Source organism: Exiguobacterium sp. s127, assembly GCF_018618695.1.
In the GTDB taxonomy this organism is placed as follows: Bacteria; Bacillota; Bacilli; order Exiguobacteriales; family Exiguobacteriaceae; genus Exiguobacterium_A; species Exiguobacterium_A oxidotolerans.
In genome coordinates this window covers 47,026-64,154 of sequence record NZ_JACSMO010000001.1, presented here as the reverse complement: position 1 = coordinate 64,154, position 17,129 = coordinate 47,026, and the positions used below count along the sequence as shown (strand labels likewise).

Here is a 17,129-nt window from a genome sequence, read left to right as displayed (position 1 = left end):
GGTTTTGTCCGGGCATCACTTCTATAATAAGGAGATAGACACGTAGTCGAATCCACTTGTATAGAAAGGACCGAACCCATGGATCAATTCACGTCACCCCAGATTGGCCTCGCCCTTCGCCGTCTTCGCAAGAAGCATAACTTGACGCAGAAGGATCTAGCGAACGGGATTTGTAGCCAAGCGGAGATCAGTAAGATTGAGAGCGGCACACATTCACCGACGGTTGATTTGTTGTTTGCGTTATCTCGGAGATTACAAGTTCCGATAGCCGTTTTTTTAGACCATACAGAGCAATATAATTCATTAAGAACTTTAGATGACTCTTTACTTATGAAGTTTAGAAATATGAAATATGAATCCCTTTACAATGAGGCCAGAAATCGACTAGAAAACTTCCCTTTAACAGAAGAATCTTCTCTGCTGTATAAATATTATTTCCATTTATCTTCATACCGATTAAAAAAAATAGATTACCGCACATGCATAGTCGAATTACAAAAATTATCTGATTTGTATTCAACTTCTTATTACTCACCAAAAATGTTAATAAGATTGAAATCAGCGATAGCAACGATTTATTACGAAAATAAAAGTTACCAACGGTGTAAAAAAGTATATGAAGAATTAATTTCTTTGAATTTCGACAATGATGAGTTAATGATAGATCGTATTAGAATATTCTATAACTTCTCAAAAATGCTTCTAGATATCAACGATACTCACACAGCACTTAAATACATCGAAGAAGGCATATACGATAGTTTAAGATTTAAGGATATGTCTATTCTGGGACAATTATTATTCCAAAGAGCTTCAGTATTAGAGCTACAATCCGGCCCCATTGAAGAAATAAAAATCTCATATACAAAAGCATATCTATTATTCGATCTTCTCGGTATGGAAGAATACAAAGATATTATCTTAACAAGCAAAATAAAATATATAAACGATAAAGGTATTTTATCCTAATTTCACCGAGAATTCTGTCGGTAGGTTGTTGATCGCTACGTCACGCTTCACCGAGAATTCTGTCGGTAGATTGTTGATCGCTACGTCACGCTTCACCGAGAATTCTGTCGGTAGATTATTGATTGCTACATCACGCTTCATCGAGAATTCTGTCGGTAGGTTGTTGATCGCTACGTCACGCTTCATCGAGAATTCTGTCGGTAGGTTGTTGATCGCTACATCACGCTTCATCGAGAATTCTGTCGGTAGGTTGTTGATCGCTACATCACGCTTCACTGAGAATTCTGTCGGTAGGTTGTTGATCGCTACATCACGCTTCACTGAGAATTCTGTCGGTAGGTTGTTGATTGCTACGTCTACTTTATTTAAAGAACCAATTGATCCTAATCCGATTGAAGCAGTTAAAGTAAGTGCGCCAACAACAAGACCTAATTTATTTTTCAAGTTCATGATTAATGACCTCCTAATATTTTTATATGGCTTATTAATATCATCATATAACCTTAGACCCCCTCCAAATATTCGAATACGAATATTATGCGTATTTTGCACATTATTTACACTTATTATTACTTTAGTCGCGGGTCATACGTCCCTAAAGTTGTGCAATTTTTACATTTAATCCACTCTCGTGTCGAAAATATGTATAAAAATAGATTTTTTAGAATATTCCTTCATACCTATTGTGTTCTTAATCTATCAAAAAAAGCAATCTCCCTGACTGAAACATCCAGCCAGGGAGATTGCTTGTTCATTTAGAAGATCGACGCAGTGTAATGAAATAACCTACCCCTAACAGCAGAATCACGCCTAATAAAATCGTACTGATCGTCGTCCGTGTCGGTGATTCCGGTATAAAAATGCCGAGCAGTAAATTAATTACGGCAATGATCAGTACAAGCCAGACAATTGTTTTAGGTCTCACTGTTGTCCCCTCCATTCTAATGGCGTCATCAATGTAAAGTTCCCGCTAAGAAGACGAGGTCGCTTTTCAATTTCCCGCGGCGATATGGTATGTTGAGAAAAGACCAGTCTTGAAGGAGGAACGATTGTCATGAAAAAACTCGCTGTGTTTTGTGGCTCAAAAGATGGAGCATCACCGCTTTTCAAGGAAGCCGCCGCGACGCTCGGCACGGTGCTTGCGAAACAGGATTACGGACTCGTCTATGGTGGTTCGCGTGTCGGAACAATGGGTGCCGTCGCAGATGCCATTTTATCCGCGAACGGACAAGCCATCGGTGTGTTACCACACTTTTTACAGGAAAAAGAAATCGCTCATCCGAACCTGACAGAACTCCACCTCGTCGACTCGATGCATGACCGAAAAGCAAAGATGGCGGAACTTGCGGACGGGTTTATCATCTTACCAGGCGGTCCCGGAACGATGGAAGAATTTTTCGAAGTCTTCACGTGGGCTCAGCTTGGTCTCCATGAAAAACCGTGCGGCATCTTGAACATCGACGGGTACTACGATCCCCTCATCGCGTTGTTCAAGCAGATGGAAACCCAAGGATTCATCATCCCCGAGCATGCAGCGATGCTGCTCGTCGAGTCGACACCTGAAGCGTTACTCGAGCGTTTTCGTCAATACGAAGCCCCTCACGTCAAGTCCTACTTGAATACGGATCAAACGTAAACAATCTTAATCACAGTTTAAAAGAGGGGGTTCCCCCTCTTTTTTTAAGCTTCCCACTCCGCGACGTACTTCTTCAGCAATGCTTTGACATCCTCTTGAATCTCTTCGTCCTTCAGCGCGAAGGCAAGCGTCGTCTCGACGTACCCCATCTTTTCGCCGACATCAAACCGTTCTCCTTTGATGTCATACGCATAGACGTCCTCGATTCCATTCAAGTGTTCAATCGCATCCGTCAATTGAATCTCGCCCCCTCAACCCGCCTGTTGCGTCTCCAAGTACGTAAAGATCGCTGGTGTCAAAATGTATCGCCCGATGATTGCCATGTTCGACGGCGCTGTACCTTGCGGCGGTTTTTCGACGAATTGCCGGACGTGGTACCGATTCCCGATTTGTTCAATCGGATCAATGATCCCGTAGCGATGTGTATGCTCCGCTGCAACTTGTTGAACGCCGATGACGGAAGACGCTGTCGTCTCATACTGATCCATCAACTGTTTGAGACCGGGACGTTCTGCGACGATCAAATCATCACCAAGTAAGACGGCGAATGGTTCATTCCCAATGAAATGACGGGCACTCCAAATCGCATGTCCAAGACCTTTAGGTTCCTTTTGCCGGATATAATGGATTTCTGCCATCGTCGTCGAGGCGTCGACTTCTTTCAATAGCTCGAGCTTCCCTTTTTGCCGTAATATGTTTTCGAGTTCCGGTGCATGATCGAAGTGGTCTTCGATTGCCCGTTTGTTTCGTCCCGAGACGATGATGATTTGTTCGATTCCTGAAGCAACGGCCTCCTCGACGATGTACTGAATCGTCGGCTTCGTCAAAATCGGAAGCATTTCTTTTGGCATCGCTTTCGTCGCCGGCAGGAAACGTGTTCCGAGTCCCGCTGCCGGAATGATGGCTTTTCGAATCTTCTGCATCCCGCGCCCTCCCTTATGCTGAATCGTCTAACGCTGTACTGTCCGTTGTACTACTTCTTTTTTTGATTCGCGTTTCCCTGTTTCCTCGACAAAAAAGACCAGTGACACAAAACGTATCACTGGTCGTTGGTGTTTAAAATAAGTTGGCGATTGCGTCAGTCAGTGATGCAAATGATGGCGTTTCATCGATGACCATCACACTGCCGGCTGCGAGTACGAGCAACCCGAGTCCGGACAAGATCCAGCCTGGATGTTTGACCGTATCTTCAGCATCGACGTTCTGCTTACGCGGTGTCGCGTTTTCTGCTTGTTCCTTTAAGCGATCTTTGCGGTACTGGTGTTGCTCGTCTTTCGACAGTTTCTTGTATGACGTCAAAAACTGCTTATACTGCGGCACGACTTCTTTTGTCGTCCCGTCGAGTTTGACTTGACCGTACTCGAGCCAGATGACACGTTCACAGAAGTTGCGAATCTGTGACAATGAGTGGCTGACGAAGATGATTGTCTTGCCTTCGTTCTTGAATTCATTCATCTTATCGATACACCGGTTATAGAACGTTTGGTCCCCGACCGATAACGCTTCATCGACGATCAAGATATCGGCATCGACGTTGACGGCGATCGCGAAGCCGAGACGCGACTTCATCCCGCTCGAATATTTTTTAATCGGTTGGTCGATGAAGTCCCCGATGTCCGCAAAATCGATGATGCCGGGCATCCGGCGGTCGATTTCTGCGTCGTCCATCCCGAGCATCAAACATTTGAGCCGGATGTTCTCGCGCCCCGTCAAGACACTCTTCAGTCCTTGCGAGACGGCGATGATCGCGACTTCACCATTGATTTCGACATCGCCTTCGTTCGCATAGATGATACCGGAGATCAAGTTCGATAGCGTCGACTTACCGGAACCATTGATGCCGACGAGACCGACGACTTCTCCTGATCCGATGTCGAGCGTGACGTCACGGAGTGCCGTGAACGTTTTCACGCTCTTGCTTTTACTTTTGAATAACAACTTAAATTTTTCTTTCGTCGTCGTAACCATGTCAAACCGTTTCGTGACATGTTCGAGTTTTATCATAGACATAGCGATTTCCTTCCCTTAAACAAGCTCGGTGAATGATTTACGGAACTTAATGTGTAAGTAAGTTCCGGCTGTGAACAATAGAAGCGTCACGCTCCAGAAGTAAAGTCCCGTCGGCCATTCCTGCCAGACCCAGGCACCGCCCAGTAAACTCGACCGGTAGCCTTCGACTAGGTAGAAGACCGGGTTGAGACGAAGCAGACCATGTAAGACGTCCGGGAATCGTTCAATGTTCCACAGAATCGGTGTTAAATAAAAGAGCATCCGCATCATCGATTGTAAAAAGAGTTGAATGTCTTTGACGAGCGTAATCAATGTCGAGAAACAAAGTGAGAACGCGTAGACGAAGATGTACGTCGCCGCCATGTAGTACGGCAACTGGAGCAGCTTCCACGTCATCGGGATTCCGTTCAGCAAGATGACGACGAAGACGATCAATAACATCGCGAAATGCTGGTACATCCGCGACAAGATGACATACGACGGAATCGCACTCATCGGGAAACGCATCTTCGTCACCATCGCGAGCCGGTTGTTGATCGAGTTCGAACCCCGGAGTAACGCGTCATTGATGAAGAACCAGACGACGATCCCGCAAAGAAGCCAGACAATGAACGGCGTGTCGCCATCCACGTTCTTGTTGCCTTTCAGACCGACACCAAACACGAACCAGTAAATAAAGATTTGTAATCCGGGATTGAGCAGCTCCCACAACAGACCGAGCCGTTGCTCCGCATGCGCCGATTTGATTTCGTACCGTGCCAGGCGCCGAATCAGTGGAAAATTCTCCACTTGTTCGCGGATGATGTTTTTCATTTCTTTTAACATAAGTTAAGTTCCTTCCGATCCGTAGAGGTACATGTATTTTAGTTCAGTTACTTCCAGTCAAAAATGACGGATTCGATTCGCGATCGTATCAAACGAATGCGATCCGTTAGCAGTGCCTCTCGCCTGCCCGATTCGATTATTCCCCCTCTCTGCTTGAACAAATCTTTCATATTAAAAGTCGTCGATAACGACCATACACTTAGTCAATTCTAGCCATCGTTAAAAATCGTGTCAATGTATTGAGGAAACCGACACTAAACTGTAGCTTTCTAAACGACAAAAAAACTGCCCTCATCGATGTCCTAGGACACGTCACGGAGACAGCTCAAAATCAATTACATGCATACTACCAATCGTCGTCGGAGGTGAAGATAATCCCCATCCGAGTAAGGCAATCATCAAACAGAGGATCAAAACGACTAAACTTCCTCGAATCGCTTCATTCATTTTCAGTTGATCATCCTTTCACACGTTAGTCCATTACTTTATATGATACAAGAGAGAGGCACTAAAAACTACAAGCAAATTATCAAAAAATGGGAATGACACATAAATTTCTCGCAGTTTTTTATTTCCTTTTGAATCAATCCGACATATAATGAAAGCGTTATCATTTATTTTTCAGTCACTTTTTCAGCGTCTGCAGTCTAACAAGTAAACCTCTCCAATCGGTTGTCCCGTCGTCCGACCTAAGAATTTACGTTTTTTACAAAACATTATCCGCACAGTGCTTTCTAAAACACTTATAGTAGAAGAAGAGGTCAACGATCGCATTTTGACCTTGCATTCATATACCCACTTTGAAGGAGGATTTTTACGTATGTACAAATCAAAACCGCTTTACGCGGCAGCTGTCGCTGTCGCCTTGACGACATCGGCAATCGTGCCGGTTGCGCAAACTACTGTTTCTGCTGCAACCCATGTCAAAGTCAAAACGGTCAAACTCAAGTCACTCGTCTTCAAGAAAGGTGCCTCGGTCAAATTACCCGCTACATACAAGGGCGAAAAAATCACGTGGAAGAAGTATGACCGTCACATCTTTAACCGTTTCCAAACGGTAAAAGGGACATACGGGAAGAAGAAATCACCAATCGAAGTGAAGATTTATATCCAAAACTATGCCGTCAAGTTCGTCGAGAGCGTGAAAGAACAGACGATCTACGTCGGTGAAAAACCGGTCTTACCGAAAACACTGGCTGTTCTTTATGCAACAGGCCGTGTCTATGACAAACCGGTCCATTGGACAAAAGTCGATACAGATGAAGCAGGCGTCAAATATGCGGTCGCAAAATACACACGTCTCGGTAAAACAATCACACTCAAAGCAAAAATCAATGTCCTCGACGTCAACAAGGATGATTTCTCAATCGGTTTACTCCACACGAATGACACACACGCGAACCTCGACAAAGCAGCGAAACGTGCAACTGTCATCAAGGAGCTCCGTGCGAGCTACAAAGCAGCCGGCAAACCGTCACTCTTACTTGACGCAGGAGATGTCTTCTCAGGCTCACTCTACTTCAATAAATTCCGTGGTCAAGCTGACCTCGAGTTGATGAACTACATGAAATACGATTTGATGACGTTCGGTAACCATGAGTTCGATCTCGGGGACCAGGACAACCATCAAGCCCTTCAGGATTTCGTTACGAACGCGAAGTTCCCGTTCATCTCAGCGAACGTCGATTTCAGCAAAAACGAACTGCTTGCGGGACTCCAATCGAAAACAATCACAGCCGGTCCTGACAAAGGACGGATTTACCAAGGTGTGATTAAAGAATACAAAGGACAAAAAATCGGCTTCTTCGGGTTAACGACAGAAGAGACTGCGGAAATCTCAAGTCCGGGTACGGTCGCTTTCGCGAACTACATCGAGAGCGCAAAAACAGCCGTCAAGAAACTTGAAGACCGTGGCGTCAATAAAATCGTCGCGTTGACACACATCGGTTTCGATGACAATGCTGCAGTCGACAATGATCAATTGCTCGCACGTAACGTTGACGGCATCGACGTCATCGTCGGAGGACACTCGCACTCGAAACTTGAAGCGCCAGTCGTCGTCGACGGAGAAGACGTTCCAGGTAAAACAGAACCGACAATCATCGCGCAAGCGTATCAATACGGTGATTTCCTCGGAAATCTCGATTTGACGTTCGACTACAAAGGGAAATTAACAGAGTACAACGGTTCGCTGATCGACGTCTCAAAAGCAGCAGAAGACGCGAAAGCTGCGGAGATCCTCAAACCATATGCGGATCAAATCGCTGAACTGAAAAACGAAGAAGTCGGGGCGAACATCGTCAATGAACTCACAAACCCGCGTGGCGAAGTCAGTGTACGTAACAGCGAGACGGCACTCGGTAACTTGATCACAGACGGCATGCTCAAAAAAGCTAAAGAATACAACAAAGATGCTGTCATCGCGATGCAAAACGGTGGCGGTATCCGGGCAGCAATCAATGCCGGACCACTCACAGTCGGTGAAGTCTTAACGACACTCCCGTTCGGTAACACACTCGCGACTGCGAAAATGACAGGTGCAGAAATCAAGGACCTCCTTGAAATCAGCATCGGTGTCGCTCCAGTCGAAAACGGTGGGTTCCTCCATGTATCGGGCATGAAATTCGAGTACAACAGCAAAAATGTTAAGGGTGAACGTGTCACGAAGATGGAAGTCGACAACAACGGGACACTTGAAGCAATCGATCCTGCGAAGACGTACGTCATCGCGACGAACGCTTTCACTGCGAAGGGCGGCGACGGTCTCACACCATTCGCAACTGCTTATGCAGATGGACGCGTCACGGATCTCGGTCTCTCGGACTGGGAGAACCTCCGCGACTTCACAGCATCACTTAAAGAAGTCGATTACAAAATTGAAGGACGCATCGTCGATACAGCAACGATGCTCAAATAAGAGACAAGACACAACGAAAAGACGCTTTCCCTTTACCGGGAGAGCGTCTTTTTTCATAACGTTTGCGGTACATTTTGTTTCAGTAAAAGAATGATGTCGTCGAGTTCATATTCTTCCGCAAGCATTAACGGTGTATAGCCTTCCTCGTTCTTAATCGTCAGGTCTGCCCCTTTCTCAAGCAACAGCTTTACGGTCTGCTTGCCTTCACCTTCAACGGCATGGTGGAGCGGCGTATAGCCGTCCTCATCTTGCTGATCAATTTTCTCACCTTGTTTCAAGTACAAGGCGACGAGTTCCTGATTGTTACTGTAGACGGCCGTGATAAACGGTCGCTCCCCGAAGTCGTTAATCGCATCGACGTCGCTGCCGGCTTTAATCAAAGCGTCAAACACACCTTCAAGCCCCTTACTCGACTTTCGGTATCCGAGGTAATGCAGGGCCGTATCACCGTCAGCATCGACGGCCTGCATATCACTCGTCGGTAACAGCTGTTCGATTTCCTCGAGCGTCCCCTTTTGAATCGCCGCCATCAGTTCCGTTTCACCTAAGTCCTGCTCGATTCCGGCTTCTTGTTCGACGAATGTCGTCAAGTCAGCAAACAGTTGCGAGACTTGTCGACCGACGACAGCAAGCCCGAAGAGCGCGACCAGCGTTCCGCTCATGACGAGCCCTCGGACGATCCAACGCATCGTCTGCCGATGTGCAGCATCGATTCCGGTCGCTTGTAGACGCCGTAAGACGTCCGGTTGCTTCCGAAACAGTTGTGCGATTTCTGTCGCGAGTGATGCCCCTGCTTGTTTTTCTGTTATGTAGACGTTCATATCAAGATTTTCCACTATCGTCCGACCGACCGTCGAACTGATGATGCCACGTACGGCAACGTCACGCGGGACCCGTCGAAGCGCCATCCGATCGACTGTTTCCTCACAGGCACGTACATAGGCCGCGCGTAAAAAGGGCACCCAGCTTCCAAGCAGGAGGACAAGACGTTTTTCATGATGATTCCGTTTGACGTGCGCGAGTTCTCGGATGATCAAAAATTCACCGGTATCGTCAAGCGACTGGTACGACGCGGGAAGCAACAGCGTATACTTTTGCAAAAAATAGACGATTCGTGGTGTCGTCAGCTGTGGATGGTCGATCAAATAGGTCTCCGGCATCCGCCAAAGTCCGAGTTCTTTCGCCTGATGCGCGACTCGGGATTGAAGATCGTAAAACAAGACGTCACTCACACGAACTTGTTCACTCCGTAACGCCGTCAGCTGAATCCACTTTCTCATCACAACCAGTCCGAGTACTACAACCACTCCACTTACTATCATCAGTCCACTCATCGGAAATTCGATGACGAGAACGAGTATGCCGCATGCCGTCACGATTGACGTCAGGAGCAGCAACCAAAAATACACATGCTCGCGTCTTACAACCGGTTCCTTTTGACGGGTTGATTGATTCGTTTCATTGATGTCGTGCATGGTCAGTCTTCGACCCCTTTCTTCACGAATGGCCTCTTCACCACTCTTCTCTATCATACCGATAATCCCAAACGGATTCCAAGTTAATTATTGTTAATCGTTAAACAAACTATCTAAATATATTTTCCACTTAGAGTATGAGACTTTCTGAATGGTTTGAATGATTCAGGAATTTATTTCACAAAGTATTCAAAAATAATAATATTTAAAATAATTTCGCATTTTATAAGGCTTTATCGTCATTCTAATCGAAAAAATCAATAAACCATTCGACCCATATACTATTTATTATAGAGTGAGACGAAAGTCACTCTTTTAGATTGCCATTATTTTGTAAATACCATATAATAACTACTAGAATGAAGAATATGGGAGTGAATATCATGGGATTACTGAATCGGTTCAACAAAGAATATACCATCCAATACCATGTCATCGAACGCGAAGAAATCATCGAAACCGATCGCCTGATCATCCGGGCGAGTGATCACACGACTGCCCGCAAAAAAGCAGACAACATGCTTCGAAAAGAGTACGGTCGGACACAATACAAAATCGAGTGGGTCCAACGCTTTTAACTGAATCAAAACATCCCCCGTCTTCTCAACTGTTGTTGAGAGAACGGGGGATGTTTTGGTTAGCTCGTTCGTTGATAGTCCCTTTTGACGATCCGGTCCGCCTTCAGGAAAAGCCGGAGTCCCGTGTAAAGCAGGATCCCGACGAACGCCCCGCTCCCGTCAATCAAGACGTCACCGACGAGCGGCGTCCGTCCACCGGTCAAGAGTTGATGGAACTCATCGAGCACGCCGACGGTCATTGCTGTCGTAAAAGCAAAAAAGGCAGCAGGGACCGGGCGATAACGTCGCATCCGCAACAAGTGGACCAGACTGATACCGAAGACGAAAAACAGACCCGCGTGCATGCCTTTACGGATGAAGAACTCGACGAATGCGGCCGGTCCGAGTGCTGCGACACTGATCGGGACTTCATAATGAAACGAGACGAACGAAAACGCATCGACCCAGCCGAGCGGGACATGGTTCGTCAAAAATGGAATCAAGGATTGTTGTTCATACGTCATCGAGCTAAAACCAAACAATGCTAACAGGATGGCACCTCCTGTGACATAGGCAATCGGTATCCGACGCATGTAGCATCCCTCCTTCTACTATCGGAATAGCTTACCATGAAAAACGACTTGGAACCTACGCCTAAAGACGGAGACAAAAAAGCGCTCACCCGTTTAACAGGTGAGCACTTTGCTTAGGATATAGATGTTTTCGGTTCACGCAACAGATGTTTGACTTCGCGAAACGTCACGAACGTTTTATTTTTAGCATCATATAGTTTATAACGAAGCGACTTGAGACTCGAGAATAAGCCGATCGTCGTTGCTTTTTGAAGGGGTGGTGTCGCCGTATGGGCTTTTTCTAGATGATAGTTCGGGACACGCGGACTTAAGTGATGGACGTGGTGGAAGCCGATATTTCCTGTCACCCACTGTAAAACTTTCGGCAACTCGTAGTACGAGCTTCCTTCGATCGCGGCTTTGACGTAGTCCCATTCGCTTTCATCCTCGAAATACGAGTCTTCAAACGTATGCTGAACGTAGAATAACCAGATCCCGAGCACGCCCGCTGTGAACATCGTTGTTCCTTGGATGATCAAGAAGGCCTGCCAACCGACGACATAAATCATGACCGCATACAAGACGACGAGTGACGCATTGATGACGTGTGTGTTGATGCGTTCTTTTTTCCGTGCGTCCTTGCGATTGAAGCGGCTGACGACGAGAATCAACAACAATGGTCCGAGACCGAACATGACGAGCGGGTTCCGGTAGAGACGATACTTCAACCGTGTCCATTTCGATGCTTCGACATACTCTTCGATCGTCATGACCCAAATGTCACCGACGCCACGTTTATCGAGGTTACCACTCGACGCATGGTGGATTGAATGCTCGCGTTTCCATTTTTCGTATGGGAATAACGTCAAGATTCCTGTGATTGTCCCGACGATCGCATTTGCTTTCTTGTTTTTGAAGAATGACCCGTGCGTACAGTCATGGAAGATAATGAATGTCCGGACGACGAACCCGGCTGCGACGATCGCAAGCGGAACCGCAAGCCATACTGAGATTTTGAGTGCTTGGTAGGCGAGAAACCAAGCGACGAGAAACGGTAGGATCGTGTTGATCATCTGCCTGACACTCGCTTTTATGTCTGCCTTTTCAAACGGCGAGACATGTTTACGAAGCTGGGCGATTTTTTCTTTACTCATGTGTTGCTTCCTCCTCGAATTCAGTTACAGCGTTCACGACGCTAATGAGATGATGTGCTTGAATGAAACCAGGAAACGGCGTTCGTGACGGTGAATTCGTAACATCCACATGATACTCGACCCGACCGATATAGTTATACGCTTAAATATTTTTTATACCAGGTAATTATAGCACATGTTATAAAAAATAAAGCAGGAATTCTCAAATTGATGAAGATACAAGCAAAAAGCCCACGACGCATCGTGAGCCTTTTGGCTGTCGTTACATTCTTTTCAGCGGCTTAACGGCTGGCCCTTCGAGCACATTTCCTTCGTAATCGAACCGGGAGCCATGACACGGACAATCCCATGACCGTTCGCCGTCGTTCCATTTGACGTCGCAACCGAGATGCGTACAGGTCGTCTTGACGAGATGCAGTTCACCCGTCTCGTCCCGGTATCCGCCGACCGTCTTCCCGTCGTGGCGGACGAGCCCACCTTCGTCGCGTGCTAACGCCTCCGCCTCTTTCTCGCCACGTGCGACTTTCCCTTTGACGAGTTCGAGCGCGACATCGGCATTGTTTTTGACGAACTGTTTCGCATCCTGCTTGCTCAACTTCGACCGGTTCGGATCGAACAAGGACAGGTAGCGGTTTGATTTCCCGGTCAATAGATCGGCTAAGAGACGACCTGCCGCAATCCCGTTCGTCATCCCCCACTTGGCGAATCCTGTTGCGACGAACAGGTTCGAATCGTCACTCGTCATTTGACCGACATACGGGACTTTATCGAGCGAAATCAAATCTTGCGCCGACCAAAACTGTTCGATTGCTTCGACCCCGAACTCGGCTTCCGCGAACTGCGCCAACGTTTGATAATTGGCTTTCGTATGTGTCTCGTGTCCCGACAAATGGTTTTCCCCACCGAAGAAACCGAGTGTTCGTCCATCTGCCGTCTTTGCATGCCGGAGTGAGCGACTCGGTTGATCGGCACTCATGAACATACCGTCCGGAAACGTTGCATCGACGAAGCCGGAGACGATATACGATCGGTGGACTTCGAGTTTTGAAAAATAGAGCCCTTTTAAATCATTGAACGGGAAATGCGAGGCGACGATGATCTTTTTCGCTTCGATTTTACGTCCGTTCTCAACGACGACGGTCGGCGTCCGTTTTGTCTCGACCGATACGGCCCGTGTCTGTTCGTATAACTTACCGCCATTCGCTGTGAAGTACCGGGCGAGTCCTTGTAAGTACTTGACTGGATGGAACTGGGCTTGATTACGTAAGACGACTGCTTTTTCAACCGGATAGGGCAACTTCGCTTGCACTTCCGCCGTCGCCTCTCCCCCGTCCATTCCGAGTCGGGCATAGGCTTCGATTTCTTTTTCGAGTTGACTGGCCTTTTCTTTTGAGGACGCGACGTACAGGTACGCATCCTGCGTCTCAAGCTCGCAGTCGATGCCGAGTCGTTCGACCTGCTCACGTAAAAACTCAATCGCCTCTTCATTCGCCTGAAAATAGAGGCGTGCTTTCTCTTGGCCGATTGTCTGAATCAATTGATCATAAATCAAACCGTGTTGCGATGAGACTTTTGCCGTCGTATACCCGGTCGTCCCGCTCGCGACTTGATCCGCTTCAAGCAGTGTCACGGCATATCCGGAATCAATCAACTGGACCGCTGCGACGAGTCCTGCAATGCCGGCACCGATGATGACGATGTCCGTCGTACTGTCTGTTTCTAATTTCGGATAAATCGTATGTTCAATCGAAGTGCGCCAGTATGATGTTGGAAATCCGTCAAGTCGCTTCATTTTTTCCGCCTCCGTAAGTGTTGGTTTCTTTTCATATAACTAACATTTACTTTTACCCTCACATCACAAAATCATTCATATTCTATATTTTTAAAGAAAATAAACTATCTAGTACAGCGCTATCTTCTTTCGCGTTATATACGATTATTCGTTTTCTCTCGCCGATTTCATACAAAAAAACTGCTCCCCTCATCAGGAAACAGTTCACTAATCAATCAAGTGGAAATACGGTCTTCGCGTGTTCCACAAGACGCGTGATTTCTGGTTTATTTCGATCCAAGATGGCTTGTAGTTCCGCGTCCGGTTCGAGCAGTTTCAATTGATCGTTAACCATCAGTTCATAACCGGTTTGCTTGTCTTGAATTCGTACACCGTATTCGTCATCTCCGAACAAGGTCGGCCAAATGATAAGCCAAATACCTGCTTTATCGTCCGAAACCGCTAAGTTTCCGACATACGATAAATAATCAGGTGTTTTGACATTATACGATAGACCATTCTTCGTCATAGCATGAACACCTGTAACGTGCTCCGGAACTGCTGCTAAAAACGGTTTGTACTGAATCGTCGTCACCCCGTACCAGACAAGATTCAGCAATAGGAATCCGGCCACTAAACCAAACGCAATGCGCAAACCTTTTTTCTTTGGATTCATCCGAGTTCCACCAACCTGTTCCCCTGTTTTTTGATTGCTTCATCGTGCGTGACGAGAATGACGGTCTTGCCGCTTGCATTCAACTCCTGCAAAATCGTCATGACCCGTTCTGCATTCGCTTGATCGAGTGAGCCGGTTGGTTCATCAGCAAGAATGATGTCACATTTCTTTAGCATCAGTCGAGCCAGTGCGACCCGTTGTTGCTCGCCTCCAGACAGCATATAGACTTTTTTATCGATCTTTTCCTCAAGACCGACGGCTGACAAGACCTCTTCAATCGTTCGCCCAGAGCAGTAACTCTTTTGGACGATGTCCAGATTTTGTCGAACTGTCTTCTGGTCGACCAAAGCAAAGTTTTGAAACAAGAATCCAATCTTCGTTCGGAAGTAGTCCAGTTGATTCCGTTTTTTTGTGATGTCCTGTCCATCAACAAGAATTTTCCCCGCATCAAGCGGTTCCAAAGCGCCCACCATGTTTAACAACGTCGTTTTCCCGCATCCGCTCGGTCCGGAAAATATGACGAAATCCCCTGCCTCAATCTGTAACGACAGATTTTCAAACAAGCTTTTACCTTCAAACGTTTTTGATACGCCTTGAATCTGAATCATACATTTCCCCCCTTTAGGATCCGCTGGATGTTAGCTCGTTCAATCTTACGGATCAGCCCGACCAAAACTATTCCTTCAAGTAAGGCCAACAGACCGCCTCCGCTCAGCAACCACAAGGGATGGCCGATTGCAAAGAAGTAGGCCGCAAGCGTCACGATTAAAGTGCTGAACGACGTAATACCAAGTGTATAGAGGACCAACCGTCGATTTTTTTGCCAGATGCTGTAACCGATGACTTTTTTGACGGATAACTCGAGCGCGTTGACTTGGTACTCGAGTTTCAAGACAGTTACGATAATCAACAGTTCCAGACTGATGATCAGTGCAGCAAAAATCAGATTCATGTTCATTAACCGTTTGGCCGTTTCCCAGGCACCGATGTACTTATCCCAGACATTCGTCCGGATGAACAATTCATCCGTCATCGCCTGTTCCTCAACGAAACGATCAAACGTCGGTGGATTGACGTCGTACATGATGTCACTCAACAAAACAGAGGACAACTGCTTCAGTTTCATCCGTGTCTTCGCATCATCATTCAAGACAATCAGCGTCGGTTCGTCGACGAGTAGGCTGCCACTCACGAGGTTTTGATCAATCGCCGTCAGTTCGAGCGGTGTCGTATAGCGGATTGTCTCATACTGTTGTTCGATGAACGGGCCTAATCCAAGTGATTGCAGGGTATTATCGAGCTCTTCTTTACTTGGTGGTGTCGCTTGCTCCGGTGCAATAATCGTCAACTTATTCGTGAAGACATCGGTTACTTCCGGAAGTCGCTCTTTAATCTCTTCGAATGCTTGCCGGTTCAAGATCAAGGCCGTCTGATCACGTGTCGAAAAGTTCGCAAGTGGTGTCACGAGTGTTCCCGAGAAATCGGTTTGATAGCGTCGATACAGCTCAGTCTGAATCTGTTCCGACAGTGCAGGACTCGTTTCGTCCGAATAATTCGGAGAAGTGATCTTGTGACCGATATAGGTATAGTCATAGGTCTGTTTCGTTTCAAAAAAGTCCCGTTGCTGATAAAGCGCCACAGCTTCCGTAATAACTGTGATAGTACTCGATAACATTAAGATTGTCAGCAACGCCGTGATGAACTTTAACCCATAGGTCATCGACAGGAGCGTCCGTGAACGATAACTGTTGGCAAACGCTTCTTTGATCTGCAAGCGACCGATCAACAGATAAACGAGTCCATTGCAGACGAGCAAGATAAACACTAACAGCAACAGGAACTGCCAATAAGGGTCAAGTGGCGTGACTTGACGCAACAGACCGAAGCTGAAAGCGAAAATACCAAGCACAATCACGGAATCAAAGGCGATGGACTTGCCAATCATCAGCGACAGCCGTTCTCCCATCGATAAGCGAACCAACAGTTCTTTACGATTCATAGATAGTTCATAAAATGTCATTAGGACGGTGATAATGATGACGAGCGACCAGATGCCAAGGACGCGATTTCGCTCAGTATGTTCGTTGTAACCAAGTTGCAGGTGATTTCCCGCATATGTATCAATCAAGTCCATCTTAAATGCTTTTACGGCATCGGAAGATCCGATCCCGTAAAAGTTAGGTGTATAGGCAAGACGAGGATGCTCGTATAAAGGTTTGAACGTGAAGGTGATGTCACCAAGGAAAACACTGTCGTATGTTTCGCTTCGAATCTGTTGGTTCGCAAGGTGTTTCTCCACACCTTCCGTTCCATAAATTGTCTTTGTACTTGAGAAACTGCCATTCGGCGTCTCTTCATACGTAAAGACATCCATCTGATTTCGCTCGGCAGCGGCATAGATATCAGCAATCATCTGTTTCTCCGATTTTTTCGAATTCGGGTATAGTGTCGTCGTATCGAACGGATCAGAAAATCCTTCCAGTTTCAGCATTCGACTTTCACCAATGATGAACAGACTCAACGCGAGAATCAACGTCACCATCAACACTTTTAATTGCTTCACGTTC

16 protein-coding genes and 1 pseudogene are annotated in these 17,129 nt (G+C 46.6%); 4 read left to right on the top strand and 13 right to left on the bottom strand.

The genetic code is table 11. From position 1 onward, the window contains the following. Positions 1 to 78: 78 nt before the first annotated feature. The gene (locus KNP98_RS00300; RefSeq protein WP_214767034.1) at positions 79 to 969 is read left to right on the top strand and encodes a helix-turn-helix domain-containing protein; all 891 of its coding nucleotides are present in this window, start codon (positions 79 to 81) and stop codon (positions 967 to 969) included. Here KNP98_RS00300 and KNP98_RS00295 read toward each other — a convergent pair. Then, positions 961 to 1,419, bottom strand: a complete 459-nt coding sequence (locus KNP98_RS00295; protein WP_214767032.1) for a hypothetical protein — start codon at positions 1,417 to 1,419, stop codon at positions 961 to 963. The two genes, KNP98_RS00300 and KNP98_RS00295, sit on opposite strands and share 9 nt — an antisense overlap. Positions 1,420 to 1,720: 301 nt before the next feature. Next, entirely contained in the window at positions 1,721 to 1,894 is a 174-nt protein-coding gene (locus KNP98_RS00290) for a hypothetical protein (RefSeq protein WP_214802612.1), read from the bottom strand. A 129-nt stretch (positions 1,895 to 2,023) separates the two neighbouring features. Here KNP98_RS00290 and KNP98_RS00285 point away from each other — a divergent pair, with 129 nt between their 5' ends. Further along, complete coding sequence (locus KNP98_RS00285; RefSeq protein WP_214768970.1) at positions 2,024 to 2,605, top strand: LOG family protein; 582 nt, start codon at positions 2,024 to 2,026, stop codon at positions 2,603 to 2,605. A 44-nt stretch (positions 2,606 to 2,649) separates the two neighbouring features. On the opposite strand, the pseudogene galU reads toward KNP98_RS00285, so the two are convergent. From galU to KNP98_RS16160, 4 genes and pseudogenes are all read right to left on the bottom strand, one after another. Continuing rightward, a pseudogene (gene galU / locus KNP98_RS00280) lies at positions 2,650 to 3,528 on the bottom strand (UTP--glucose-1-phosphate uridylyltransferase GalU). A gap of 133 nt (positions 3,529 to 3,661) precedes the next feature. After that, positions 3,662 to 4,615 carry an ABC transporter ATP-binding protein gene (locus KNP98_RS00275; protein WP_088837900.1) on the bottom strand — a complete coding sequence of 318 codons (954 nt, stop codon included), beginning with the start codon at positions 4,613 to 4,615 and terminating at the stop codon, positions 3,662 to 3,664. Between the two features lie 15 nt (positions 4,616 to 4,630). Further along, a complete protein-coding gene (locus KNP98_RS00270) occupies positions 4,631 to 5,440 on the bottom strand; it encodes an ABC transporter permease (protein WP_088837901.1) in 810 nt (269 codons plus the stop codon). 312 nt (positions 5,441 to 5,752) lie between these two features. Further along, positions 5,753 to 5,887 (bottom strand): hypothetical protein, encoded by a 135-nt coding sequence (locus tag KNP98_RS16160; RefSeq protein ID WP_255407413.1) that lies wholly within the window; start codon positions 5,885 to 5,887, stop codon positions 5,753 to 5,755. A gap of 373 nt (positions 5,888 to 6,260) precedes the next feature. Here KNP98_RS16160 and KNP98_RS00265 point away from each other — a divergent pair, with 373 nt between their 5' ends. Next, entirely contained in the window at positions 6,261 to 8,357 is a 2,097-nt protein-coding gene (locus KNP98_RS00265; RefSeq protein ID WP_214810526.1) for a 5'-nucleotidase C-terminal domain-containing protein, read from the top strand. Positions 8,358 to 8,410: 53 nt separating this feature from the next. Here KNP98_RS00265 and KNP98_RS00260 read toward each other — a convergent pair whose 3' ends face one another. Further along, positions 8,411 to 9,832 carry an ankyrin repeat domain-containing protein gene (locus KNP98_RS00260; RefSeq protein ID WP_251135117.1) on the bottom strand — a complete coding sequence of 474 codons (1,422 nt, stop codon included), beginning with the start codon at positions 9,830 to 9,832 and terminating at the stop codon, positions 8,411 to 8,413. A 383-nt stretch (positions 9,833 to 10,215) separates the two neighbouring features. On the opposite strand from KNP98_RS00260, the gene KNP98_RS00255 reads away from it, so the two are divergent. Then, positions 10,216 to 10,410 carry a hypothetical protein gene (locus KNP98_RS00255; protein ID WP_214802606.1) on the top strand — a complete coding sequence of 65 codons (195 nt, stop codon included), beginning with the start codon at positions 10,216 to 10,218 and terminating at the stop codon, positions 10,408 to 10,410. Positions 10,411 to 10,469: 59 nt separating this feature from the next. Here the strand turns inward: KNP98_RS00255 and KNP98_RS00250 are convergent, their stop codons facing one another. The 6 genes from KNP98_RS00250 to KNP98_RS00225 all read right to left on the bottom strand — a co-directional run bounded on the left by KNP98_RS00250 (position 10,470) and on the right by KNP98_RS00225 (position 17,125). Then, a complete protein-coding gene (locus KNP98_RS00250) occupies positions 10,470 to 10,982 on the bottom strand; it encodes a VanZ family protein (protein WP_214802604.1) in 513 nt (170 codons plus the stop codon). A 113-nt stretch (positions 10,983 to 11,095) separates the two neighbouring features. Beyond that, a complete protein-coding gene (gene desA / locus KNP98_RS00245) occupies positions 11,096 to 12,115 on the bottom strand; it encodes a Delta(5) desaturase DesA (RefSeq protein WP_088837905.1) in 1,020 nt (339 codons plus the stop codon). Positions 12,116 to 12,377: 262 nt separating this feature from the next. Then, positions 12,378 to 13,907 carry an FAD-dependent oxidoreductase gene (locus KNP98_RS00240; RefSeq protein ID WP_088837906.1) on the bottom strand — a complete coding sequence of 510 codons (1,530 nt, stop codon included), beginning with the start codon at positions 13,905 to 13,907 and terminating at the stop codon, positions 12,378 to 12,380. Between the two features lie 211 nt (positions 13,908 to 14,118). Further along, on the bottom strand, positions 14,119 to 14,562 hold the full coding sequence (locus KNP98_RS00235) for a hypothetical protein (RefSeq protein ID WP_088837907.1): 444 nt from the start codon (positions 14,560 to 14,562) through the stop codon (positions 14,119 to 14,121). Then, positions 14,559 to 15,170, bottom strand: a complete 612-nt coding sequence (locus tag KNP98_RS00230) for an ABC transporter ATP-binding protein (protein WP_214810525.1) — start codon at positions 15,168 to 15,170, stop codon at positions 14,559 to 14,561. Before KNP98_RS00230 ends, KNP98_RS00235 begins: the two co-directional genes overlap by 4 nt. Further along, the gene (locus tag KNP98_RS00225; RefSeq protein WP_214810524.1) at positions 15,167 to 17,125 is read right to left on the bottom strand and encodes a hypothetical protein; all 1,959 of its coding nucleotides are present in this window, start codon (positions 17,123 to 17,125) and stop codon (positions 15,167 to 15,169) included. The genes KNP98_RS00230 and KNP98_RS00225 overlap by 4 nt, the downstream gene beginning before the upstream one ends. Positions 17,126 to 17,129: the final 4 nt, after the last annotated feature.

Bases quoted from the DNA above. Each gene is read 5' to 3' on its own strand.
- KNP98_RS00255 (WP_214802606.1), top strand. From the start codon at position 10,216: ATGGGATTACTGAATCGGTTCAACAAAGAATATACCATCCAATACCAT.
- KNP98_RS00270 (WP_088837901.1), bottom strand. From the start codon at position 5,440: ATGTTAAAAGAAATGAAAAACATCATCCGCGAACAAGTGGAGAATTTT.
- KNP98_RS00260 (WP_251135117.1), bottom strand. From the start codon at position 9,832: ATGCACGACATCAATGAAACGAATCAATCAACCCGTCAAAAGGAACCG.
- KNP98_RS00300 (WP_214767034.1), top strand. From the start codon at position 79: ATGGATCAATTCACGTCACCCCAGATTGGCCTCGCCCTTCGCCGTCTT.
- KNP98_RS00295 (WP_214767032.1), bottom strand. From the start codon at position 1,419: ATGAACTTGAAAAATAAATTAGGTCTTGTTGTTGGCGCACTTACTTTA.
- desA (WP_088837905.1), bottom strand. From the start codon at position 12,115: ATGAGTAAAGAAAAAATCGCCCAGCTTCGTAAACATGTCTCGCCGTTT.
- KNP98_RS00275 (WP_088837900.1), bottom strand. From the start codon at position 4,615: ATGTCTATGATAAAACTCGAACATGTCACGAAACGGTTTGACATGGTT.
- KNP98_RS00265 (WP_214810526.1), top strand. From the start codon at position 6,261: ATGTACAAATCAAAACCGCTTTACGCGGCAGCTGTCGCTGTCGCCTTG.
- KNP98_RS00235 (WP_088837907.1), bottom strand. From the start codon at position 14,562: ATGAATCCAAAGAAAAAAGGTTTGCGCATTGCGTTTGGTTTAGTGGCC.
- KNP98_RS00230 (WP_214810525.1), bottom strand. From the start codon at position 15,170: ATGATTCAGATTCAAGGCGTATCAAAAACGTTTGAAGGTAAAAGCTTG.
- KNP98_RS00240 (WP_088837906.1), bottom strand. From the start codon at position 13,907: ATGAAGCGACTTGACGGATTTCCAACATCATACTGGCGCACTTCGATT.
- KNP98_RS00250 (WP_214802604.1), bottom strand. From the start codon at position 10,982: ATGCGTCGGATACCGATTGCCTATGTCACAGGAGGTGCCATCCTGTTA.
- KNP98_RS00285 (WP_214768970.1), top strand. From the start codon at position 2,024: ATGAAAAAACTCGCTGTGTTTTGTGGCTCAAAAGATGGAGCATCACCG.
- KNP98_RS16160 (WP_255407413.1), bottom strand. From the start codon at position 5,887: ATGAATGAAGCGATTCGAGGAAGTTTAGTCGTTTTGATCCTCTGTTTG.